Raw genomic sequence first — 23425 nt, forward strand, 5'->3', positions numbered from 1 at the left:
ATTTCCCATAGCTTGAGACGCTGTAAGAAAATAGCGGCCTCTATGCCGATCCAAGCCTTTTCTCTCTCGCCCCTGCGCCCTGTGGCCGGGGCCGCTGCGCTGCTGTGCGCCCTGTCCGCCGCTGCGCAGACCGCACCAGCAACACCTTCCACCGCTGAAACCCCCGCTGCCGAAGCCACCTTGCCGACCGTGTCGGTGCGCTCGGCGGTCGGCACCGCCGATCTGCTGCAACTGCCGGCATCGGCCAATGTGGTGGAAGGCCGCGAGCTGCAGGATCGGCAGATGCAGGTGAACCTGTCCGAAGCGCTGGGCAGCGTGCCGGGCCTGACCCTGAACAACCGCAACAACTACGCCCAGGACTTGCAGCTGAGCGTGCGCGGTTATGGCGCGCGCTCCACCTTTGGCGTGCGCGGCGTGCGCCTGTATGTCGACGGCATCCCCGCGACCATGCCTGATGGCCAGGGCCAGACCTCGAATGTCGATATCTCCAGCCTGGAGCGGGTGGAGGTGCTGCGCGGCCCGTATTCGGCGCTGTACGGCAATGCCTCGGGGGGCGTGCTGAGCTTTTACACCGAAGACCCGCAAGGCCAGCTGAAGCTGGAGACCGGCGTGAGCGTGGGCAGCGATGGCCAGCAGCGCTACAGCCTGAAGGCCAGCGGCCAGACGGAAGGCGGCATGGGCTATGTGCTGAGCACCAGCCGCTTCATGACCGATGGCTACCGCGAGCACAGCGCGGCCGACCGCAACCTGCTCAATGCCAAGCTGGTGATTCCGCTGGCGCATGACGACAAGCTGACCCTGGTGGCCAACCACACCCGGGGCGATGCGCAGGACCCGCAGGGCCTGACCATGGCGCAGTGGCAGGCCAATCCGCGCCAAGCCAGCAGCGTGGCCGAGCAGTACAACACGCGCAAATCGCTGGAGCAGCAGCAGCTGGGCGCCACCTATGACCTGCGCATCAACGCCCGCCAAAGCCTGAGCCTGTCGGCCTACTACGGCCACCGTAGCATGCTGCAGTACCAGTCCATCCCCAAGGCGCCGCAGCTGGCGCCGGGCCACGCCGGCGGCGTGATCGACATGGCGCGCGACTATGCGGGCGCCCGCCTGGTCTGGGTGGGCGAGTTCGACACCATCGTGCCGCTGCAGCTGAGCGCGGGGCTGGATCTGCAGCAGATGACCGAAAACCGCCAGGGCTACGAGAACTTTATCGGCGACACCTATGGCCTGCGCGGCCAGCTGCGCCGCGATGAGAAAAACAAGGTCAGCAGCACTGATCCCTTTGTGCAGGCGCGCTGGCAGCTGGCCCCGCGCTGGAGCCTGGACACCGGCCTGCGCTATAGCCGCGTGCGCTTCAGCTCGGACGACTACTACATCACCCCCGGCAATGGCGACGACAGTGGCAGCAGCCGCCACAGCAAGCTGCTGCCTGTTGCCTCGCTCTCCTACCAGCTCAGCCCGCAGCAGACCATCTACGCCAGCGTGGGCCGGGGCTTTGAGACGCCGAGCATCACCGAGATGTCTTACCGCAACAGCGGCTCGGGCCTGAACACCGATCTGCGGCCCACCAGCAGCACGCAGTGGGAGCTGGGCTACCGCCAGCAGCTGCGTGGCGATGCGCTGCGCGGGCTCTGGAGTGCGGCGCTGTTCCAGTCGCACAGCAGTGACGAGATCGTGACCGACCAGAGCGCTGGTGGCCGCACCACCTACCGCAATACCGGCAAGACCCGGCGCCAGGGGCTGGAGCTGTCGGCCCAGCTGGATCTGATGCGTGACTGGCAGCTGCGCGCCGCCTACACCTGGCTGGATGCGCGCTTTCGCGAGGAGTCGGGCAGCGGCACCGCCGGCCAGCGCCTGCCCGGCCTGGCACGCCACAACGCCTTCCTGGGTGCCGACTGGCGCTTTGCCCCTGCCTGGACCGTCGGCATGGGTGTGCAGGCCAGCTCCAATGTGCAGGCCAACGATGCCAACACCCAGGCCGCCCCGGGTTACGCCACCACCGCGCTCAGCCTGGGCTACCGCGCGCAGATCGCCCCGCGCTGGACCTTGGCCGCCTTTGCACGCGTCAACAATGTGTTCGACAAGAACTACATCGGCTCGGTCATCGTCAATGACGGCAACCAGCGCTATTTTGAAAGCGCGATGGGACGTAACTGGGCAAGCGGCGTCAACGTCAGCTACCAGTTCTGAGTACTCACCCCGCCCCGCCGGCGCTCCCGGCTTGCTGGTGCATAGCGCGGGGGCATAGGGCCAGCCGGTAAAATCCCCGATTTTGCGGGCTGGCCGCCAGCTATAGCGGCTGTCCCCAGCGCCTGCCGCAAACCCCCATTTTTTAAAACCACCCGCCTGCGCTCTGCAGCTGCCCCGGCCCTGGCCCCGCAGCCCCCGCGCCTTGGCGGGTGTCTGTTGGTGCCTCCATGAACAACACCCCCCCATCTTTTTTCAGCCGCATCGCCATTGCGATCGGCAGCTTCTTCGCCATTCTGGGCAATGGCCGCCTGGCCGCCGATGTGCAGCGCGTGCGTGGCGGTGAGCGCCTGGCGGCCGATGTGCCTCCGCAGGAAGTGCGCGTTGAAGTGCCGGTCGAGAAGATCGTTGAAGTCCGCATCGAAGTGCCGGTCGAGAAAATTGTCGAGAAGACGGTAGAGAAGCGGGTCGAAGTACCGGTGGAAAAGCTGGTCGAGAAGGTCGTCGAAAAAACCGTCCAGCTGCCCACTGAGACTGCGGCACTGCAGTTGCTGGGTCTGCTCCAGCGCGAGGCCCGCTTTGTGGACTTTATCCAGGAAGACGTGGCGCCCTACACCGATGCCGAGATTGGCGCCGCCGCCCGCGTGGTGCATGAAGGCTGCCGCAAGGTGCTGCGCGAGCATTTCGCGCTGGCCCCTGTGCGTGCTGAGGCCGAAGGCAGCCGCATCACCTTGCAGGCCGGCTTTGATGCCGCTGCCGTGCGCCTGACCGGCCATGTGGTGGGCCAGGCCCCGTTCAGCGGCACCCTGGGCCACCGGGGTTGGCAGGTGACCGAGGTCAAGCTGCCGCAGCTGACCGACACGGCAGCAGCCAAGGTGCTGGCCCAGGCCGAGGTGGAGCTCTAAACCATGCAAACACCTGCCCAATTCAGCATCGGTATCGACCTGGGGACCACGCACTGCGCGCTGTCCTATGTGGACAAAAGCGCCAGCGATGGCGAGAACCTGGTCCAGCATGTGCTGGCCATTCCCCAGCTCACGGCGCCCGCCAGCATCGAGGCGCGGCCTTTGCTGCCGTCGTTCTTGTACCTGCCCCATGAGAGCGAGCTGAGCGCCGCCGATATGGCGCTGCCCTGGGGCGCGCAGCAGGATTTTGTCGTCGGCGAGTTTGCCCGCGCACGCGGCGCGGCCACTCCGATCCGCCTGGTCTCCAGCGCCAAGAGCTGGCTGTGCCACCCCGGTGTGGACCGCCGCAGCCCGCTGCTGCCGGCCGATGCCCCGGCCGAGGTGCACCGCGTCTCGCCACTGACGGCCTCGATCCGCTACCTGTCGCACCTGCGCTGGGCCTGGGAGCAGGCCCACCCTGAGGCACCTTTTGATGCGCAGGACATCACCGTCACCATCCCCGCATCCTTTGACCCGGCCGCGCGCGAGCTGACGGCCGAGGCCTGCAAGGCGGCCGGCTTCCAGAAGCTCAGCTTGCTCGAAGAGCCGCAAGCCGCGCTCTACAGCTGGATCCAGGCGAGCGGCGGCGACTGGCGCAAGCAGGTGCAAAGCGGCGATGTGATCCTCGTCGTCGACGTGGGCGGTGGCACCACCGACCTGTCCTTGATTGCGGTACTCGAGCGCGATGGCAACCTGGCCTTGCAGCGCGTGGCCGTGGGCGAGCACATCTTGCTGGGCGGCGACAACATGGACCTGGCCCTGGCCTATGCCGTAGCGCGAAAGCTGGCGCAAGAAGGCAAGCAGCTCGACGCCTGGCAAACCCGCGCGTTGGCCCATGGCTGCCGCGCCGCCAAGGAGCAGCTGCTGTCCGATGCAGCCCTTGAGTCAGTGCCCGTGGTGGTGCCCAGCCGGGGCAGCAAGCTGATCGGCGGCAGCATCCGCACCGAGGTGACCCGCAGCGAAGTGCTGGCCACCCTGGTCGAAGGCTTCTTCCCGCAAGTGGCTGTCAGCGACAAGCCCATCAGCCGCGCGCGTGGCGCGCTGACGCAGCTGGGCCTGCCCTATGCGCAAGACGCCGCCGTCACCCGCCACCTGGCCGCCTTCCTGTCGCGCCAGGCCGGTGTGACCGAGCAGATCGATGGCCTGCAGGGCACCCAGCCCGAAGGCGCGAGCTTTTTGCACCCCACCGCGATCCTGTTCAACGGCGGCGTGCTCAAGGCCCCGCAGATCGAGCAGCGCATCACCCAGGTGCTGAACAGCTGGCTGGCCGCCGAAGGCGCCGCCCCCGCACGTCTGCTGGATGGCGCCAACCTGGACCTGGCTGTCGCCCGTGGCGCTGCCTACTACGGCCATGTGCGCGAAGGCCGGGGTGTGCGCATCCGCGGCGGCACCGCACAGTCCTACTATGTCGGCGTCGAGTCCAACATGCCGGCGATCCCCGGCATGGAACCACCGATGTCTGCGCTGTGCCTGGCACCGTTTGGCATGGAAGAGGGCAGCGAGGCAGCCCTCGATACGCAGGAGTTTGGCCTCGTCGTGGGCGAGCCGGTGCGCATGCGCTTCTTTGGCTCCAGCGTGCGCCGCAGCGACACCGTTGGCACCATGCTCGACTTCTGGGGCCCCGAGGAGCTGCTGGAGCTGCAGGAGATCGAGCTGAACTTGCCCGCCGAAGGCCGCGCCAATGGCGAGGTCGTGCCCGTCACCCTGCATGCCCGCGTGACCGATATCGGCACGCTGGAACTCAACGCCGTGCCCGTGGGCGGCAGCGAGCGCTGGAAGGTGGAGTTTGATGTGCGGGCGCAGGCGGCGGCGGAGCAGTAAATTGAACTAGGCTGGCCAACGCAGCACCGCCCAAAAAAAATGCCACCAGGAGGTGGCATTTTTGCGTCTGGCCGCAGCAAGGCAGCGCGATCAGGTCGTGCGTCGGCGCATGCGGCCCAGGCCCAGCAGTGCCATGGTGAGCGACAGCGCGCTGACGGCCCAGGTGCCCAGGGTCGGCACTTGCTTGAGCGTCCCGGCATCGGTGGGGGTGGCGTTAGAGACCAAGGTGTTGGTAATGGTCGCAGTGTTGGCACCAGCGGCAATGGCCGCAGGCTGCGTGTAGCTGGGTTCGGCCCAACGGTAGCCCGCAGGGGCAGTGGGCAGCGCGCCTTCGGCCACCGTGCAGGCGCTGCCTTGCTGGATGGTGATGGGGGCAGCGCTGCCCTGGTTGGCCGCCACGACCAGGCTGCCGCTGAAGGACGTTGCCGGGCCGGTGCAGCTCACGGTAAACGGAATCTCACCGGCAAAGGGCGCCGCGCCTGCAGGCCCGGTGACCACCTTGTTCACGGTCAGCTGCGCAGCGGCGACAGAGCGCAGGTACCAGTTGCCATCGTCTGCGTCACGCACCAGTTCATAGCGGATGCCGCCGGCGTCCAGGAAACCGTCTGGCAGCGCAAAGACACTGGCCGCCGAGCTGGCTGCGCCGCCGGTCACGCGCACCACCAAAATGCCTTTGCCGGTGGTGAAGGCCGGCGCGCTGGCCGCATCGGGCAGCACCGAGAGCAGGGTGGGGCTGCCACCTGCCGCTGTCGCATTCACCTGCAGCACATCACTCACCGAGGTGGAGCCATCGTTGAGCACGGTGTTGAGCACCAGGCTGCCGCCATTGGCGGTGTAGGTACCCGCCAAGGCCAGGGTGTTGTTGGGGCTGGCATCGCTGCGAGCGAGCGACACGATGCCCCCGGCATTGCTCAGGTTGCCCGTGGCTGCCAGGCTGGGCAGCAAGGAGGCATCGAGCAGCGCATCGCTTTGCAGGTTCAGCACCGTAAAGGACGAGGCGGCGGTGGCCTCCCACAAGGCGGCGCGGTTCAGGTTCAAGGTCAGCTGACCGCCGCTCGCCAACTGGCTGCTGCCCTTGTAGTGGCCTTCGTTGCCGGTGTAGGTGGCCGTGCTGGTGGCATCGGCGTTCCAGACCACCGGGGCCGTCGTGGCGGTGACTGCATCCAGGCTGGTACTTCCGCTGGCCGAGAGGTAGTTGAAAGAGCTGCCCTGCGCGTTGACGACAAGGCCCGAGCCTGCGCTAAAGCTGCCATTGCTGCGCAGTTGCAGGCCAATGCCTGCGGCACCCGATGCGGTGATGGTGTTGCCCGCCAGCGGCCACCCGGCAACGCCGCCGATGCGGATATCCACGGCTGCAGCACCTGTGCCTGCCACCGTCACGCTGGTAGCGCCATTCAGGGTGACTTGGGAATTCGTCACCACGACGCCTGGCGTGAGGCCCGAGGCGGCTGCCGTGTTGACCGTGGTGGTACCTGTTACGGTGGTGGTGCCGCCCTGGCTCCATAGCGGTGCGTAGCTGTAGCCGGCGTAGTAGGTGGATTGGAAATCGAGCGTGAGATTACCGCCCACCGTGACCGTGCCCGCGCCCACATACAGGCCCGAGCGGGTGCCGCCTTGGCTGGTGATGCTGAGGTCTTTTTGGTAGTTGGCCGTGCCTGCGTTGTTGCGCACTCCATCGCGGGTGTTGATTCTGGCCGAAGGCGCTCCGGTGTTGGAACTGACCGTGACATTGCCCTGGAAGGTGACCACGCCGGAGCCGGCTTTCTCAATCCCAGCGGCATTGTTGGCACCGCTGGGTTTGTTGATCGTGACGTCCTTCAAAAAAGCGCCATTCCCAGCACCAGACAACAGGATGCCCCGGCTGTTGTCGCCGTTGGTGTCGGTGACGGTCAGCACGCCATTGACGGTGGTGTTGCCAGTGATTTGCACCAAACCGGTGGCCAGCCATCCATTGACGGTAACGGCCATGGGGTCTGCGGTGTAGACGCAGGTCAGACCATTGTCCGAAGCCTGCGTGGTGTAAGTCGATGCGCTGAGGTTGGCTGGGCAGGCCAGCGCTATCTGAGGTGCTGCAAACAACCCTGCGAGCAAGCTGCCATGGAGGGCAGCCTTGCCCAAAGGCGTAACGGAGCGGGACAAGTTCAGATGCGAAGTCGCGGATTCGGAAGCGAGGTGCATGGCGTATTTGTAATAAATATACTGAATAAGTAATTTCTACAAGATAACCGCAACAATTTAATTACGCTAGAGCGTTGCTCCCCAAACGACTCTAAAAAATGTGAACTTTAATAAAGTCATTCGGTTTGTTTATGGAGTGTTTGATTTGTGCGTCGGCTGGGGCATGCCTGCGGTCTTGCTCGCCGGTGGCCGCCCTCAAAACACCCGCCCTTCCTCCAAATGCGTCCGCGTGCCATTGAGCACATAGTCCCCCACCACCCGGGTCTTGTGCAGCAGCGGGTTGTGGCTAAAGATGGTGCGCAGGTTGCGCCAATGCCGGTCTAGGTTCAGCTGGCGCGAGGTGGCGGAGGCGCCGCCCACTTCAAACAGGCGCTCGCCGGCATTCAGCGCCAGGCGGCTGACGACCAGCTGGGTCTGGGCGGTGGCCAGAGCCCCTTGCAGCACGACATCGTCCGCGCTTTGCGGCGCGTGCACGATGGCATAGGCGCCCTGGTCCAGTTGGCGGGCGTTGGCGGCGATCAAGGCATCGATCGCATAGCTGGCGGCCGCCAGCTCGCCGATGACGGCCTGCACAAAATGGTCGTCGCGTGAGCGCTCGGCGGGGCTGTGCATCGCGGGCCTGCCCAGCTGCAGCACATAGTAGCGTGCATCGGCTAGGATATTGCGCACAATGCCGGCGGCAGTCGCCACGAGGATCAGCTGGCGCAGCGCAGAGGCATGGCGGCCGGCCAGGTGGTTGCGGGCGCCGGGGCTGATTTCGTCGTCATAGACCAGCACGTTGTTCAGCTCCAGGCTGCCGCTGGCGGTCAGCCGCTGGCCCATGCCATCCCAGTCGTCGAGCACCCGCACGCCTTCGCGCTGCACGGGGATCACGGCATTGACGCCCTGGCCCTCGTCATTGGTGGCAAAGACGTTGAAGTAATCCGCATAGGCCGTGCCGGTGGCGTAGTACTTCTTGCCATTCAAGCGGTGGTGCAGGCCCTCGCGCAGCAGGGTGGAGGTGCTGATGCCGGCGCGTGCCGTGCCCAGCTCGGTAAAGGCACCGCCAAACAGCTTGCCCTGCAGGGCCCAGGCGTTCTGGCGCTGGGCCAGCGCCGAGGGCTTGGTCTCCAGCCGCAGCAGCTCGGTGGTGTTGAAGTGGGTGCGCAGCGCATGGGCCACGTTGGAATCCGCTGCGGCCAGGGTGCTGACCACCTCGACCACATCGGCCACTGACCCGCCCGGCCCGCCCTGTTCGCGGCCAATGCGCAGGCCGCCCAGGCCCGATGCGCGCAGCAGGTCAAAGGCCGCCCAGGGCGGCTCGCGCAGCAGCTCGCGCTGCGCGGCGCCTTGGCCAATATCGGCGGCCAGCTGGGGCAGGCGGGCCAGCAGGTCATCGCGGCTGGGGTGGCGGGAGCGCAGGGGGGGAACCGAGGCATTCATGGCGGTGGACCTGTTGGGTTAGGCGGCCGCTGGCGCGGGGGCCTGCGTAGCTGCCACATAAGGCACCCGGCCTTCGACCGGGTGGCCGGGGTCGGTAAAGCCCAGGGTCGAGGGGTGGCCGGCAGCCACCAGGCGGTTGACCAGGGCCTCGTCATCGGCGGTGAACTGGTAGTCCAGCGCGCGGATATAGCCATCCCATTGCTCGGGCGTGCGCGGGCCGGCGATGGCGGCGGTCACCAGGCGGTTGTTCAGCACCCAGGCCAGCGCAAAGTCCACCGGGCTGATGCCACGCGCGTCGGTGTGCGTTTTGATCTCGGCGGCAATGTCGATGGACTCGGGGCGCCACTCGGTCTCGAGCATGCGCTTGTCCAGCCGCGCGGCGCGCGAGCCGGGCTCGGCCGCTTCCACATTCGGGTACTTGGCCGTCAGCACGCCCCGGGCCAGCGGGCTGTACGAGACCACGCCCAGGCCATAGGCGGCGGCAGCGGGCAGCTGCTCGGCCTCGGCCGTGCGGTTGACGATGTTGTAGAGCGGCTGGCTGGCAATGGGCCGGTCAATGCCTTCGGCGTCCGCGAGGTGCGCCACCTCGGCAATGCGCCAGCCGCGAAAGTTGGACAGCCCAAAGTAGCGCAGCTTGCCCGCGCGCACCAGGTCGCCAATCGCGCGCACCGCCTCGCCCAGCGGCGCATCAAAATCGGCGCGGTGAAAGTAGAGCAGGTCGATGTAGTCGGTGCCCAGGCGGCGCAGGCTGTTGTCGACCGACTCGATGATCCATTTGCGCGAGGTGCCGCGCCGGTTCGGGCCCTCACCCAGCGGGTTGCCAAACTTGGTGGCCAGCACCCAGTCATGGCGGTCCTTGGCCAGCGCACGGCCCACCACCTGCTCGGTCAGGCCCTTTTGGTAGACGTCGGCCGTGTCGATGAAGTTGATGCCCTGGGACTTGCCCTTGGCGATGATGGCGTGCGCGGTCTGCTCGTCGGTCGGGCCGCCAAACATCATGGTGCCCAGTGCCAGGCGGGAGACTTTGAGGCCGCTGCGGCCGAGATAACGGTAGGTCATGGCAAAAGAAAAAACGAAGGGTTAGTGAAAGGAAATCACGGAGGTCTGCGTGCCAGAGGCCGGTGGCAGCTGCGGATGGTGGCAGGCCACCAGGTGGCCATTGCCGCCGTCGCTGAGCAGCGGTTCCTGCGCAGTGCACAGCGCCGTGGCGCGCGGGCAGCGCGGATGAAAGCGGCAGCCCGTGGGCAGGTTCTGCGGGCTGGGCAGGTCGCCGCCCAACGGGGCGGCCTGGCGGTGGCGGGTGGGGTCAGGCACGGCATCGAGCAGCGCCTGGGTGTAGGGGTGGCGCGGGCTGCTCCAGAGGCTGCGGCGGTCGGCGCTCTCGACGATGCGGCCCAGGTACATCACCAGCACCCGGTCGGCAAAGTACTGCACGACCGACAGGTCATGCGAGATGAACAGGTAGGACAGGCCGAACTCGCGCTTCATCTCAACGAGCAGGTTCAGGATCTGCGCCTGGATCGACAGGTCCAGCGCCGAGACCGGCTCGTCGCAGACCACCAGATCGGGCTGCAGCATCAGCGCGCGGGCAATGCCCAGGCGCTGGCGCTGCCCGCCGGAGAACTCATGCGGGTAGCGGCCCAGCGCGTTGCGCGGCAGGCCCACGCGGTCGAGCAGGCGCTCGACCTGGCGGCGGCGCTGGGCGCGGTCGCCCAGGCCATGCACCTGCAAAGGGGTCTCCAAGATCGTGCCGATGCTGTGGCGCGGGTTGAGCGAGGCGAACGGGTCCTGGAAGATCATCTGCATGCGCTTGCGCAGGCTGCGCAGCCGCGCGCCTTGCAAGGGCAGAATATCTTCGCCGTCGAGCGCCACCTGGCCGGCGGTGGGCGTCTCCAGCCGCAGCAGGCTGCGGCCCAGGGTGGATTTGCCGCAGCCCGACTCGCCGACCAGGCCGACGGTCTCGCCCTTGGCAATGTGGAACGACACGCCATCGACGGCGCGCAGCACGCCCTTGGGCAGTTTGAAATGGGTCTGAAGATCGCTGACAGTCAGCAGGCTCATGGCGGTCCTAGGCAAGGTGGGCGCTGCGCGCAGACGCAGGCAGGGTGATGGGGCAGGCGCTCAGGCGCTGGGGGCCTGCTACTTGCAAGGGCGGCACAACGCTGTGGCAATAGGCCTGGGCGCGCGGGCAGCGCGGCGCAAAGGCGCAGCCGGTCTGGCCAATGGCCGAGGTGATGCTGCCGCGAATCTCGGTGAGCGGGCCATCGAGGTAATGCGCGCCGGGCTGCAGCCGGGGCGATGCCGCCAGCAGGCCCTGGGTGTAGGGGTGCAGGGGCTCGTCAAACAGTGGGCCAGGGCGGGCCTGCTCGACCTCGCGGCCGGCATACATCACCACCACGCGGTCGGCCCATTGCGAGACCACACCCAGGTCGTGGGTGATCAGGATCAGGCCCATCGACAAGTCCTTGCGCAGCCGGTCGAGCAGGTCCAGCACCTGGGCCTGGATGGTCACATCGAGTGCGGTGGTGGGCTCGTCGGCGATCAGCAGGCGCGGGCGGCAGGCAATGGCCATCGCAATCATCACGCGCTGGCGCATGCCGCCCGAGAGCTGGTGCGGAAAATCATCGACCCTGCGCTGCGGATCGGGGATGCGCACGGTATCGAGCAGCTCGATGGCGCGCAGCCGCGCGGCCTTGGCGCTCAGGCCCTCGTGCTGGCGCAGCACCTCGGCAATCTGCCAGCCAATGGTGTAGACCGGGTTGAGCGACGTCATTGGCTCCTGGAAGATCATGCCGATCTCGCGCCCGCGCAGCTGGCGCATCGCCGGCTCGCTCAGGTCCAGCAGGTTCTGGCCGTTGAAGCGGATCTCGCCCTGCGCAATGCGGGCCGCGCGTGGCAGCAGGCGCATCAGCGCGAGGGCGGTGAGCGATTTGCCCGAGCCGGACTCGCCGACGATGGCCAGGGTTTCGCCAGCCTGTACCGAAAAGCTCAGCCCACGCACCGGATCGAGCTGCGGAAAGCGGATGCTCAGCCCGCGCACATCCAACAAAGAGGTTTCGGACATTCAGCGCTCCTGCGACAGACGGGGGTTGAGGGCGTCGTTCAAGCCATCGCCAATCAGGTTGAAGGCGAGCACGGCAAACACGATGGCCAGGCCCGGAGCCGCAGTCAGGTACCAGGCCGTGCGCAGCAGGTCGCGCCCCATGCCGATCATGCTGCCCCAGCTGACGACGTTCGGGTCGCCCATGCCCATGAAGGACAGGGCTGATTCCAGCAAGATGGCCGAGGCCACCATCACCGATGAGGTGACGATGATGGGCGGCAGCGCATTGGGCAGCATCTCACGCAGGATGATGCGGCTGTGCGAGTAGCCCAGCGCGCGGGCGGCCAGCACAAACTCCTTGTGGCGCAGCGCGCGGAACTCGGCCCGCACCAGGCGTGCCACCGTGGGCCAGGTCACCAGGCCAATCGCGACGACGATGGTGCTGATCGCAGGCTGGGCAATCGCCACCAGCACCACCAGCAAGATAAAGCTGGGAATCGTCTGGAACAGTACCACCACGCGCTGCAGCAAGTCATCGACCCAGCCGCCAAAGTAGCCGCTGACGGCGCCAATGCCAATGCCCAGGCTCAGCCCGATCAAGGTAGCCGACACGCCCACCAACAGCGACACCCGCGCGCCATGGGCAATGCCGGCGGCCACATCACGGCCCATCGAATCGGTGCCGAGCAAATAGGTCCCATCCTGGCCGGGCCAGAGAAAGGGCTGGGCCACCATGTCCAGCGGGTCACCGGGGAAGAGCCAGGGCGCTGTCAGCGCCAGCAGCAGCACGGCCAGCAAAAAGCCACAGCCCAGCATGGCCGTGGGGTTGCGCAGGAAAACGCGCAGCGCGCGGTAGCCCTGGCTGCCACTGCCGGCGTTGGCGGCACTGGTGCTGGTGCGCACCGCATCGGGCGCATGCAGATTCGGCCAGGGCGCGGCATCGGGCTCGGCGTTGCTGGTGGTACTGTGCGCCGCTTGTGCGGCCGCCAGCGGGTGGGCGGCGGCCGGGGGGATCGGCAGCGCCTGGGTAGAGGAAGACAAAGACATCAACGCACCTCGATTCGGGGATCCAGCCAGGCATGCAGCAGATCGACCAGCACATTGGCGGCGATCACGAGCAGCGAAGAGAGAAACAGCACACCCATCAGCACGCTGAAATCGCGGCTGAGCACGGCCTCAAAGGCCAGGCGCCCGAGGCCGGGCCAGCTGTAGACGGTCTCGACGACGACCGCGCCGCCGAGCATGCCGCCCAGGTGCATGCCGGCCATCGTGGTGACCGGCAGCAGCGCATTGCGCAGCACATGGCGCACGGTGATGCGCCAGGGCGAGAGGCCTTTGGCCGCCGCGGTGCGCACAAAGTCCTGCGACTGCACCTCCAGCATCGCCGCGCGGGTGAGGCGGGCATAGATCGCCACATAAAAGAGTGCGAGCGACGTGGCCGGCAGCACCATGTAGCGCAGCTGGTCGAGCACAGCGGCCAGGCCGCTCAGCTCGGAGCCAATGCTGGCCGAGCCACCACTGGGCAGCCAGCCAAGCTTGACCGAGAACAGCACGATCAGCATCAGCCCGGTCCAAAAGCCCGGCACCGAATAGAACAGCAGCGACAGCACGGACAGCAGGCGGTCGGGCAGGCGGCCGGCAAAGTAGGCCATGGCCGTGCCCAGCGCAATGCCCAGGCTCAGCGCAATCGCCAGCGCCAGCCCCATCAGCAGCAAGGTGCTGGGCAGGCGCTGGCCGATCAGCTCCATCACCGGCATGTTGTAGCGCGGGGAGAAGCCCAGGCTGAAATGCGCCAGGTTGCCCAGGTAGGCCTGCAATTGTTCGAGCACGCTCAGGTCCAGCCCAAAGCGCGAGCGCAGCGCCGCCAGGGTCTCGGCCGTCGCGGCCCCCGATTCGCCGGCCATCACATCGGCCGCATCACCGGGCGTGAGCTGCAGCAGCAAAAAGTTCAAAATCGCGACGCCCAGCACCGTTGGCACTGCATATTTGGCATTGAACCAGAGCGATCGCAATAAACGTGGGGTGGTATTCATGCGCATTATTCATCGGGAGGTGACCTGTGCATGATAGGAGCGTTCCTGCGTTATCAACGGTATTTGCAGCATGCCATTTCATATATCAAAAGGCGTAAATTAAATAACAAATATCGGTATCTGATTTTTATCGGTTGGTGGCTGCTCGCCAAAGTTTTTTGTGGTGATTCGCACCTGAGACGGCATATTTTGTTTGGCTTGCTGCATATTTTCGCAAGCTATAAGCGCGGATGGAGGCTGTGCAGAGCGCTGGCATTGCGCCTGCGGCTCTGTTTGTATGCCTGCGCCAATGGCTGATTTTTAAATATGCAAATGCAAAATCGGCGCAAGAGCGGGGTGGTGATTCATGGGATTATTCAAGCCAATGCGGATGCTGAATAGCTGGTTATCTCAAGGCTGGTTCGGCTTCCTTTGTATTGACAACCTTGGCCGCCCCATGAACTCTGCAATACCGCTGGAAAAACTCGCTGATAGAGAGACATTCGCCTCACCGCTGGATTTTCCGGACAGCCCCCTGTCGCAGGCTTTTGCGCAGCCGATTCTGCTGGGCCTGTTTCTGCCGATCCAGGCAGGAGGCTGGAGTGCCTCCACCTTGCCGCGCAGCACCGACTGGCGCTTTGACTACAACAAGGACCTGGTGCTGAAGGCCGAGAACCTCGGCTTCGATCTGGTGTTTGCGCTGTCGCAGTGGCTGCCCAAGGGCGGCTATGGCGGGGTGTTCAATGGCGATGCGCTGGACTCCTTTGCCACCACGGCGGCGCTGACCTCGGTCACGAGGCGCATCATGCTGATCTCGACCATCCATGTGCTCTACGGCCCGTTGCACCCGCTGCACCTGGCCAAGTGGGGGGCTACGCTGGACCATATCTCGGGCGGGCGCTGGGGCATCAATATCGTCACCGGCCACCGCGAGGTGGAGCACAGGATGTTTGGCTGGGACCAGATCGAGCATGACCGTCGCTATGACCTGGCCTCGGAGTTCATCGAGGTGGTGCAGCGCCTGTGGTCTTACGACGAGAACTACTCGTTTGAAGGCATCTCGCCCTGGAAGCTGGGCGGCGGTTTTGTCAGCCCCAAGCCGCGCTTTGGCCGGCCCGCGCTGGTCAATGCCACCGGCTCGGACGCCGGCATTGCCTTTGCAGCCAGGCATTCGGACCTGGTCTTTATCACCAGTCCCGGCGCATCGGACTTTGCCCGAGCCATCGAGGTGCTGCCCGCCCATGCCGCCCGCGTCAAGCAAGAGGCGCGCAATGCCGGCCGCACGGTGCGCACCTTGCTCAACCCCATGGTCATCAGCCGCGATACCGAGGCTGAGACCTGGGCCTACCACGATGCCATCGTCGCCCACCAGGACCAGCGCACGCCCGAGGGCTTTAGCAGCTTGAAGAGCGATGCCCATGCCTGGCGCGGCCGCACCGCCCTTGATGCCCCCAAGCGCCGCGCCATCGGCGGCAATATCGAAGTGATCGGCACGCCCGAGCAGGTGGTCGAGCAGTTTGTGCAGCTCAAGCGCGCCGGCATCGATGGGCTGCAGCTGAGCTTCTTCGACTTCAAGCCGGATCTGGAGTTTTTTGGCGACCGCATTTTGCCGCTGATGAAGCAGGCGGGTCTGCGCTTCTAGCCGCAGCACCTGCGCTGCACTGCACTGTGCACCGCACTTATCCACAGACTTTCTCCGTCCCTCCCGTTTTTACTTTGCGCTTTTGCGTGCTACCCGCGCCTTGTCTGCGCCTTTTCTCCTGGACCATTGCCCATGCGAACTCTCTACAAAAACCTGGCCTGGGGCCTGCTGGCTGCCAGCAGCTTTGGGGCTGCCAACGCCCAGGCGCCGGCCACGCCCGTCAAGGGCGGCACCGTCACGTCCGTGGTCGCGCAAGAGCCGACCTCGCTGGTGTCCTTTCTCGACACCAAGACCGACAACCGCGATGTCAGCGCCAAGATCACCGAAGGCCTGCTGCGTTATGACGCCAAGTTCCAGCCCCAGCCCTTGCTGGCAACATCCTGGACGGTCAGCCCCGATGGCCTGCAGTACCGCTTCAAGCTGCGCGAGGGCGTCAAGTTCCATGATGGGCGCGACTTCAGCTCGGCCGATGTGCGCTATTCCTTCCTGACCCAGAAGAAGCTCGGCCCGCGCGGCCGTATCACCTTGCAGAACCTGGAGCGGGTCGATACGCCCGATGCGCACACGGCGGTGCTGGTGCTGTCCAAGCCCGCGCCGTTTTTGCTCAAGTCGCTGTCATCGGCCGAGCTGCCCATCGTGCCGGCGCACCGCTATGGCGATGGCGACCCGCTGGGCAGCCCCAACGCCAATGCGCCAGTGGGCACGGGCCCCTTCATCTTTGAGCAGTGGGTGCGTGGCAGCCATGTGATCCTCAAGCGCAACCCCCACTACTGGCGCCCGGGTGTGCCCCATGTGGACCGGGTGGTGATCCGCTTTGTACGTGACCCTGCTGCCATCTCGGCCGCCATCGAAACCGGCGAGGCCGATGTGGCGCAGAACCTGGCCTTGGCCGACCTGGGCCGCTTGCTGCAAAAGCCCACGCTCAAGCTTGACGCCAGCTATGACGCGTTCCTGAACAATGCCTCCTTCCTGGAGTTCAACGTCGAGAACCCGGTGCTGTCCAAGCCCCAGGTGCGCCATGCGATTGCCCATGCGGTGGACCGCAATTTCATCGTCAACAACGTCTACTACAAGCAGGCCGAGCTGGTGAACTCGCCCATCCCCAAGGTGCTGGGCGCCTACTACGACGACAGCGAGTTCAACTACGGCTTTGATGTGGCCCGCGCCAACCAGCTGCTCGACAGCGCCGGCTACCCGCGCCAGGCCAATGGCCAACGCTTTGCGCTCAAGCTCACCTACATCCCGGGCGCGCAGTTCAAACAGACTGCCGAGTACCTGCGCTCGGCGCTCAACCGCGTGGGCATCAAGGTGGACATTCTGGACGGCGACCTGCCCACCTTTTTGAAGCGCGCCTACACCGCGCGTGAGTTTGACCTGAACCTCAATGGCCTGGGCCGCTTGTTTGATCCATCGGTCGGCGTGCAGCGCATCTACTGGTCCGACGGCATCAAGAACCCGCTGATCTGGATCAACGCCTCGCATTACAACAACCCACAGGTCGACAACCTGTTCCGCCAGGCCGCTGTCGAGGTCGACGAGGCCAAGCGTGCCGCGCAGTTCCGCGAGATTCAGCAGATCGTTGGCCGTGATCTCCCCGTCTACCCGATCGCCACCGTGCCCTCTGCGCTGCGGGTACACAGCACGCGGGTGCATGGGCTCAACAACAGCATTGACCTGACGTCTGGAGATTTTTCTGACCTGTGGCTGGAGGCTAGCAAATGACGACGACCATCGACTTTCCCAACGAAACCACCCTGAGCGAGAGCGCAGTAGCGTCGCCCGGCATTGCCGCCAGCCTGGCCTTTGCCAGCGCCCGTGCGCAGTTGCAAGCGCTGGCCGATGGCCGCGTCAGCGCGGTCGAGCTGCTGGAGCAGGCGCTGGCCCGCATCGAACGCCATGATGGCGAGCTCAATGCGATCCCGGTGCGGGCGATAGAGCAAGCCCGGCGCGATGCCCAGGCGGCAGACGCCGCCTTGCAGCGGGGCGAGCGCAAGCCATTGCTGGGCCTGCCGATCACGGTGAAGGAGAACTTTGATGTCGCCGGCCTGCCCACCACCGTGGGCAACCCGGACTACCGCAGCAATATCGCCCGGCAGGATGCGCCGGCAGTCGCGGCCTTGCGCGCGGCGGGGGCGGTGCTGATCGGCAAGAGCAATGTGCCGCTGGCGCTGAGCGATCTGCAAAGCTACAACGCCGTGTACGGCAGCAGCAGCAACCCCTGGGATCTGCAGCGCACACCGGGCGGCTCATCGGGCGGCAGCGCGGCGGCCGTGGCGGCCGGCTTTGTCGCGCTGGAGCTGGGCACGGATATTGGTGGGTCGGTGCGCATCCCCGCGCACTTCAACGGCGTGTTTGGCCACAAGACCAGCTATGGGCTGATCTCGATGCGCGGCACCGGCGCGCCGCAAGGGCGCTTTAGCGCGCGTGATCTGTCGGTGGCCGGGCCGCTGGCGCGCACTGCGCTCGACCTGGAGCTGGCGCTGGAGCAGCTGCTTAACCTTGATCCGCTGCAGGCCAAGGGCTGGCAGGCGAGTCTGCCGCCACCGCGCCACCAGCGGCTGCAGGATTTTCGGGTGCTGGTGCTGGATGCCTGGCCGGGCCAGGAGGCGAGCCTGTCCGAGCAGCTGGTGATCGCGCGCGTCGTCAGCGCCTTGCAGGCCCAGGGCGTGCAGACCACGCAGTGGCGCGATCTGCCGCCTGCGCAGCGCCCTGATCTGAGCGAGCAGCACCGCACCTACCGCAGCCTGCTGGGCTCGTCGGTGGCTAACGCGGCCCCGTTGACCGAGGCGCAGCAGCAGCGCCTGGCCGAGCTGGAGCCCGACGACCGCAGCGCCGAGGCCGCCTTGCTGCGCGCGCCCAGCCTGCCCCATGCCACCTGGCTGCAGGACAACGAGCACCGCCATGCGCTGAGCCACCAGTGGGAGCAGCTGTTCCAGGACTATGACGTGGTGCTGACCCCCGTGGCACCGACGCCCACTTTTGCGCACCAGCAGCAGGGCCACAAGGAGGAGCGCCGCTTTCCCGTGGCCTATGCCGATGGGGTGCGCGAGATCGGCTTTCGCGAGCTGTTTTACTGGGCCGGTTTGCCGGTGCTGCCAGGCCTGCCTGCGACCAGCTTTCCGGTCGGGCTGGACGATGACGGCCTGCCGATCAGCGCCCAGGTGGTCGGCCCCTATCTGGAAGACCGCACCACGATTGCCTTTGCCCATGCCTGGGAGCAGGCCCAGGGCGGCTTTGTGGTGCCGCCCCGCTATGCGCAGGGGGATGCATGAGCGCCGTGCTGCAAGTGCTGCAGCCGCCATTGGACACGGCCACCACCGCCCCAGGCCCGGCGCTGGACGAGGCCAGCTTGCTGGCCCGCGCCCAGGCGCTGATCGGCGAGCTGGCCGCACTGGCGGAGGCGCATGATGCCAGCGGCGCTGCACCGGCGCCGCAGTTTGCGCTGCTGCACCAGGCCGACTTGCTGCGGCTGACCATTGCCCGCGAGGCCGGTGGCCATGGCGCCGGCCTGGCCAGCGCGCGTGCAGTGGTGGGAGCCATTGCCCAGGGCGACCCGGCAGTCGCTTTGATTTTGGCGATGCACTACAGCAACCATGCGGCGATTGCCCGCTCGCAGCGCGCGGGGCAGGGCGAGTGGCCGCCAGCGCTGGCGGACGAGCTGATCGCAGCCAGCCTGCAAGGCCCCGCCTTGCTCAACGCCGCCCAGGTGGAGCCGGAGCTGGGCTCCCCCTCGCACGGCGGCCTGCCAGCGGCGCGGGCCAGGCGCGTGGCCGGTGGCTGGCAGCTGAGCGGCCACAAGGTCTATGTGACCGGCGGCCCGCTGCTGGCCTGGATCAGCGTGCTGGCGGTGACTGATGAGCCCGAGCCGCGCCTGGGCAGTTTTGTGCTGCCCCGAGGCACGGCCGGTGCGCGCCTGGTCGATACCTGGAACCCGCTGGGCATGCGCGCTACCGCAAGCCAGGACCTGGTGCTCGACGGCGCCTGGGTGCCCGACCACCATGCGGTCGGCCTGCGCCCAGCCAGCCTGGGCCTGCAGCGCGAGGCCCATGGCATTGCCTGGTACTTCAGCCTGGTGGCAACGGTCTATGACGGCGCGGCGCGCTCAGCCCGCGACTGGCTGGGCGCTTTTTTGAACCAGCGCCGCCCCAGCGCGCTGGGCGGTGCCAACCTGGCGTCGCTCGCCACTGTGCAGGAAAAGTTTGGCGAGATCGAGGTATTGCTGCAGACCAGCGACTGGCTGCTGGACAGCCATGCCCGCGCCTACGACAGCGGCACGGCCCCCGATGGCCTGGTTGCCGTGGCCAAGCATGTGGCGGTGGACAACGCGCTGCGCGTGGTGCAGCTGGCGCTGGAGCTGGCCGGTAACCACGGCCTGGCGCGGCGCAATCCGCTGGAGCGCCATCTGCGCAATGTGCTGTGCAGCCAGATCCATTCACCGGCCAACAGCCTGATCCGCAGCAACACCGGCCGCGCGGCCTTGCAACGGCACCAGGCCGCTGCCTGAGCGCCGCCCTGTTTTTACCCTTGGTACCTCGCATGTCTATTGATTCCGATTTCTCGCTCGCCACGCGCCGCCACTTTATGCTGGCCGCTGCTGCCTCCGGCATCGGCACGGCAGTTCCCAGCCTGGCCTGGGCGCAGGACAAGCCGCAAAAAGGCGGCACCCTGAACCTGCTGCTCTTTCCCGAGCCGCCAACCCTGACGACGATTGCGCACACCGCCGGCTCGTCGGTGACGATCTCGGGCAAGGTCACCGAGGGGCTGCTGACCTATGACTTCAACCTCAACCCGCAGCCGCAGCTGGCTGTTGCCTGGTCGATCAGCCCCGATGGCCTGGTCTACCGCTTTCAGCTGCGCCAGGGCGTCAAATGGCATGACGGCAAGCCTTTTACCTCGGCCGATGTGGTGCACTCGATTGCCTTGCTCAAGGAGTTCCACCCCCGGGGCCGCGCCACCTTTGCGGGCGTGGCGGAGGTGCAGGCGCCCGACGCGCACACCGTGGTGCTGCAGCTGAGCCGCCCCATCCCCTACCTGATCACGGCACTGGCGGCCTCAGAGTCGCCCATCGTGCCCAAGCACCTCTATTCCAGCGGCCGGGCCGATACCAACCCGTCCAACAATGCGCCGGTGGGCACGGGCCCCTTTGTGTTCAAGGAATGGGTACGCGGCAGCCATGTGATCTACGAGCGCAACCCCCATTACTGGGATGGCGACAAGCCCTATATCGACCGCCTGGTGGTGCGCTTTATCCCCGATGCCGCCGCGCGCACGGCGGCCATCGAAAGCGGCCAGGTGCAGATTGCGCCCAGCTCGCCGGTGCCTTTTGCCGAGGTGGAGCGCCTGCGCGCCAAGCCGGGCCTGCAGTTCGAGACGCGGGGCTACGAGTACATCAACAGCGTCTACCGGCTGGAGTTCAACCTGGAGAGCGAGCTGCTCAAGGACCTGCGCGTGCGCCAGGCCATTGCCCACGCGCTGCAGCGCGAGAACCTGCTCAAGGTGGCCTGGTACGGCCAGGGCAAGCTGACCACCGGGCCGGTGCACCCGGCGCTGAAAAAGTTCTATGTGCCCGATCTGCCGGTGCTGCCCTATGACCTCAAGCGTGCCGAGAAGCTGCTGGACGACGCGGGCCTCACGCGCGGCAAGGCCGGCGGCCAGTGGCGCGCGCGCTTGAACCTGACCCCCATCCCCAACGAGGGCGGCCAGCGCACGGGTGACTTCCTCAAGCAGGCCTTGGGGCGCATCGGCATCGATGTGCAGATCAACAGCCAGGACTTTGCCACCTACATCAAGCGCATCTACACCGACCGCGCCTTTGACCTGCATGTGAGCGCGATGAGCAACACCTTTGACCCGACGGTGGGAATCCAGCGCCTGTACTGGTCCAAGAGCTTTCAGCGCGGGCTGCCATTCTCCAACGGCTCGCACTACGCCAGCCCTGAGGTGGACCGCCTGCTGGAGTCCGCCGCCGTCGAGATGAACGAGGCCCAGCGCATCCGCGAGGTGGCCGAGTTCCAGAAACACATCGCTACCGACCTGCCCGACATCACCCTGGTCGCCCCCGACATCTACACCATTGCCGACAAACGCGTGCGCAACCACACCGTGGGCGCAGACGGCGTGGCCGGCAACCTGGCCGGCGTCTGGCTGGCCGCGTCCTGATCCCGTTCCCCCAAGGAGAAACCGATGACAAGCCTTTCCGAAACATCGAACGTACAAGGTCAACAACCCAGCTCCCTTTGGTACACCCGCTGCCCGGTGCCGTCGCCACTGGGCATTGCCGCGCAACACGGCTGGCTGCAACAGGCCTTTGCGGCGCTGGGCATTGGGGTCGAGTCCATCTTTGACTCCAAGGACCGCAGTGTGCGCGAGAGCCATTTCGACCACCGCCTGCCCTGGTCCTTCCGCCAGGGCGGCAATATTCCGCCGATCTGGGCGCGCGCCAAGGGCAGCGATACACGCCTGGTCGCCATTACCTGGACGGACGAGTTCCAGGCGCTGGTGACCTTGCCGGGCCGGGGCATCGACAAGCCCGAGGACCTGGCGGGCAAGCGCTTTGGCGTGCCCCAGCGCGTCAATGACCTGATCGACTTCCACCGCGCCACCGCCCTCAAGGGCCTGGTCTCGGGCCTGTCGCTGGTGGGCCTGCAGCACAGCGATGTGCAGCTGGTCGATCTGGTGATCGAGGAGTCGGTGATCCAGCAGCATGGCACGCCCAGCATGTTTGGGCTGCGCCGCCGCCACCCGTATTTCCGCGAGGCCGATGCCCTGGTGCGCGGCGAGGTCGATGCGATCTTTGTCAAAGGCGCCGAGGGACTCTTGGTGGCCAACCTGATTGGCGCGCAGCTGGTGAGCGAATTTGGCCGCCACCCCGACCCGCGCGTGCGCATCAACAATGGCACACCGCGCACCTTGACGGTGGACGCCGCACTGGCCGACCAGCGTCCGGACCTGGTGCTGGCGCTGCTGCGCGTGGTGCAGCGCGCCGGCCGCTGGGCCCAGGCCCATCCCGACGAGACCCTGCGCTTTGTGGCCCGCGAGATCGCCACCAGCGAAGAGGCCATCCTGGCCTCCAATGGCGCTGATCTGCACCAGCACCTGGGCATCAGCCTGGAGCCCGAGCTGGTCGATGCGATCGGCTACTTCAAGGACTTCTTGCTGGAATGGGGCTTTTTGCCGGCCGATTTCTCGGTCACCGACTGGGTCGATGCCCGGCCGCTGAACCGTTTGCTGGCCGAGAATGCGCCTGCGCAAAGCGCGGCGCAGCCAGAGGCGCTGCGGGCATGACTGCGCACCCGCACCCCCGCGTGCTGGTCTGCGGCGCGAGCGGCCGCCTGGGCCAGCTGCTGGTGCCGCGCCTGCTGGCCCGGCAAGCACGGCCCCGGGTGTTCGTGCGCCATGCCGCTACTGCGCAGGCGCTGTGGGGCGATACCGTCGAGATAGCGCAGGGCAGTTTTGAGGATGCGGCCGCCTTGGGCCAGGCCCTCGTCGGCATTGAGCGTCTCTTCCTGCTCTCCCCGATCAGCCCGGCACTGGCCGAGCAGCAACTACGTGTGGTCGAAGCCGCGCGCGCTGCCGATGTGCAGCACATCGTCAAGCTCTCCGGCTCGGACTGGACCATTGAGCCGCCTGGCCATTCGCTGTCCGGCGATGCCCACGGCCGCATCGAACAGGGCCTACAGGCCAGCGGCATCTCCCATGTTGTGCTGCGCCCCAACGCCTGGATGCAGGTGGGCCTGTCGCGCATTGCGGCTGACCTGCGCAGCGGCGATGTGCTCCGCTCCCAGCACCTGGGCGCAGGTGTCTCCTATATCGATGCCCGCGATATTGCCGATGTGGCCGTGGAGGGGCTGCTGAACCCCGAAGCCGCCCAGCAGCGCCTGGGCGCGCCCGGCCCCTGGGTATTGACCGGCAGCCAGGCGCTGCGCCCACAAAAACTGGCCGAGATCGCATCGCGCCTGTTGGGCCGGTCCATTACCGCTGCCGCTCCCGTATCAGCAGCGGCTGTCGACCCGTTTATTGCGCAGGTGCATGGCGAGTTTTTTGCGCTGATGCGCGCGGGGCATGCGGCTGCGGTGACTGCGACGGTGGGGCAGGTGCTGGGGCGGGAGGCGCGGACGGTGGAGGGTTTTTTGGGGGAGGAACTGGGGGCTTTGGCTGTGACGGCTTGAGGGGGAGCGCA

At 66.5% G+C, this 23425-nt stretch carries 17 protein-coding genes; 10 read left to right on the forward strand and 7 right to left on the reverse strand.

Annotated features, from left to right (window positions below; all coding sequences use genetic code 11):
- The first annotated feature begins 42 nt into the window (after window positions 1-42).
- The 3 genes from N4T19_RS20130 to N4T19_RS20140 all read left to right on the forward strand — a co-directional run bounded on the left by N4T19_RS20130 (window position 43) and on the right by N4T19_RS20140 (window position 4949).
- Complete coding sequence (locus N4T19_RS20130) at window positions 43-2187, forward strand: TonB-dependent receptor family protein (protein ID WP_260718856.1); 2145 nt, start codon at window positions 43-45, stop codon at window positions 2185-2187.
- 227 nt (window positions 2188-2414) lie between these two features.
- Entirely contained in the window at window positions 2415-3089 is a 675-nt protein-coding gene (locus N4T19_RS20135; protein ID WP_260718857.1) for a DUF2760 domain-containing protein, read from the forward strand.
- Between the two features lie 3 nt (window positions 3090-3092).
- A complete protein-coding gene (locus N4T19_RS20140; protein ID WP_260718858.1) occupies window positions 3093-4949 on the forward strand; it encodes an Hsp70 family protein in 1857 nt (618 codons plus the stop codon).
- A 90-nt stretch (window positions 4950-5039) separates the two neighbouring features.
- On the opposite strand, the gene N4T19_RS20145 is transcribed toward N4T19_RS20140, so the two are convergent.
- From N4T19_RS20145 to N4T19_RS20175, 7 genes are all read right to left on the reverse strand, one after another.
- Window positions 5040-7088 (reverse strand): DUF5979 domain-containing protein, encoded by a 2049-nt coding sequence (locus N4T19_RS20145; protein WP_182344983.1) that lies wholly within the window; start codon window positions 7086-7088, stop codon window positions 5040-5042.
- 234 nt (window positions 7089-7322) lie between these two features.
- Window positions 7323-8549: an acyl-CoA dehydrogenase family protein gene (locus tag N4T19_RS20150; protein WP_260718859.1), complete on the reverse strand. Its 1227-nt coding sequence runs from the start codon at window positions 8547-8549 to the stop codon at window positions 7323-7325.
- A gap of 18 nt (window positions 8550-8567) precedes the next feature.
- The gene (locus N4T19_RS20155; protein ID WP_182344985.1) at window positions 8568-9608 is read right to left on the reverse strand and encodes an aldo/keto reductase; all 1041 of its coding nucleotides are present in this window, start codon (window positions 9606-9608) and stop codon (window positions 8568-8570) included.
- Between the two features lie 21 nt (window positions 9609-9629).
- A complete protein-coding gene (locus tag N4T19_RS20160; protein WP_182344986.1) occupies window positions 9630-10610 on the reverse strand; it encodes an ABC transporter ATP-binding protein in 981 nt (326 codons plus the stop codon).
- 7 nt (window positions 10611-10617) lie between these two features.
- The gene (locus tag N4T19_RS20165) at window positions 10618-11613 is read right to left on the reverse strand and encodes an ABC transporter ATP-binding protein (RefSeq protein WP_182344987.1); all 996 of its coding nucleotides are present in this window, start codon (window positions 11611-11613) and stop codon (window positions 10618-10620) included.
- Entirely contained in the window at window positions 11614-12639 is a 1026-nt protein-coding gene (locus N4T19_RS20170) for an ABC transporter permease (RefSeq protein WP_182344988.1), read from the reverse strand. It abuts the gene before it with no gap.
- Entirely contained in the window at window positions 12639-13625 is a 987-nt protein-coding gene (locus N4T19_RS20175) for an ABC transporter permease (protein ID WP_182344989.1), read from the reverse strand. Before N4T19_RS20175 ends, N4T19_RS20170 begins: the two co-directional genes overlap by 1 nt.
- A gap of 436 nt (window positions 13626-14061) precedes the next feature.
- Between N4T19_RS20175 and N4T19_RS20180 the strand changes: the two genes are divergently transcribed.
- The 7 genes from N4T19_RS20180 (at window position 14062) to N4T19_RS20210 (ending at window position 23414) form a co-directional block, all read left to right on the forward strand.
- Window positions 14062-15246: an LLM class flavin-dependent oxidoreductase gene (locus N4T19_RS20180; protein ID WP_260718860.1), complete on the forward strand. Its 1185-nt coding sequence runs from the start codon at window positions 14062-14064 to the stop codon at window positions 15244-15246.
- Between the two features lie 132 nt (window positions 15247-15378).
- Window positions 15379-16968 (forward strand): ABC transporter substrate-binding protein, encoded by a 1590-nt coding sequence (locus N4T19_RS20185; protein ID WP_182344991.1) that lies wholly within the window; start codon window positions 15379-15381, stop codon window positions 16966-16968.
- Window positions 16965-18518 (forward strand): amidase, encoded by a 1554-nt coding sequence (locus N4T19_RS20190; RefSeq protein ID WP_260718861.1) that lies wholly within the window; start codon window positions 16965-16967, stop codon window positions 18516-18518. Before N4T19_RS20185 ends, N4T19_RS20190 begins: the two co-directional genes overlap by 4 nt.
- Complete coding sequence (locus tag N4T19_RS20195) at window positions 18515-19750, forward strand: acyl-CoA dehydrogenase family protein (protein WP_260718862.1); 1236 nt, start codon at window positions 18515-18517, stop codon at window positions 19748-19750. Before N4T19_RS20190 ends, N4T19_RS20195 begins: the two co-directional genes overlap by 4 nt.
- Before the next feature lie 32 nt (window positions 19751-19782).
- Window positions 19783-21405, forward strand: a complete 1623-nt coding sequence (locus N4T19_RS20200) for an ABC transporter substrate-binding protein (RefSeq protein ID WP_260718863.1) — start codon at window positions 19783-19785, stop codon at window positions 21403-21405.
- A gap of 24 nt (window positions 21406-21429) precedes the next feature.
- Complete coding sequence (locus N4T19_RS20205) at window positions 21430-22530, forward strand: ABC transporter substrate-binding protein (RefSeq protein ID WP_260718864.1); 1101 nt, start codon at window positions 21430-21432, stop codon at window positions 22528-22530.
- Window positions 22527-23414, forward strand: coding sequence for an NAD(P)H-binding protein (locus N4T19_RS20210; RefSeq protein ID WP_260718865.1), 888 nt, complete (start codon window positions 22527-22529; stop codon window positions 23412-23414). The genes N4T19_RS20205 and N4T19_RS20210 overlap by 4 nt, the downstream gene beginning before the upstream one ends.
- Window positions 23415-23425 lie beyond the last annotated feature (11 nt).

Origin of the sequence: Comamonas squillarum (assembly GCF_025309455.1) — a bacterium.
Classification (GTDB): domain Bacteria; phylum Pseudomonadota; class Gammaproteobacteria; order Burkholderiales; family Burkholderiaceae_C; genus Comamonas; species Comamonas squillarum.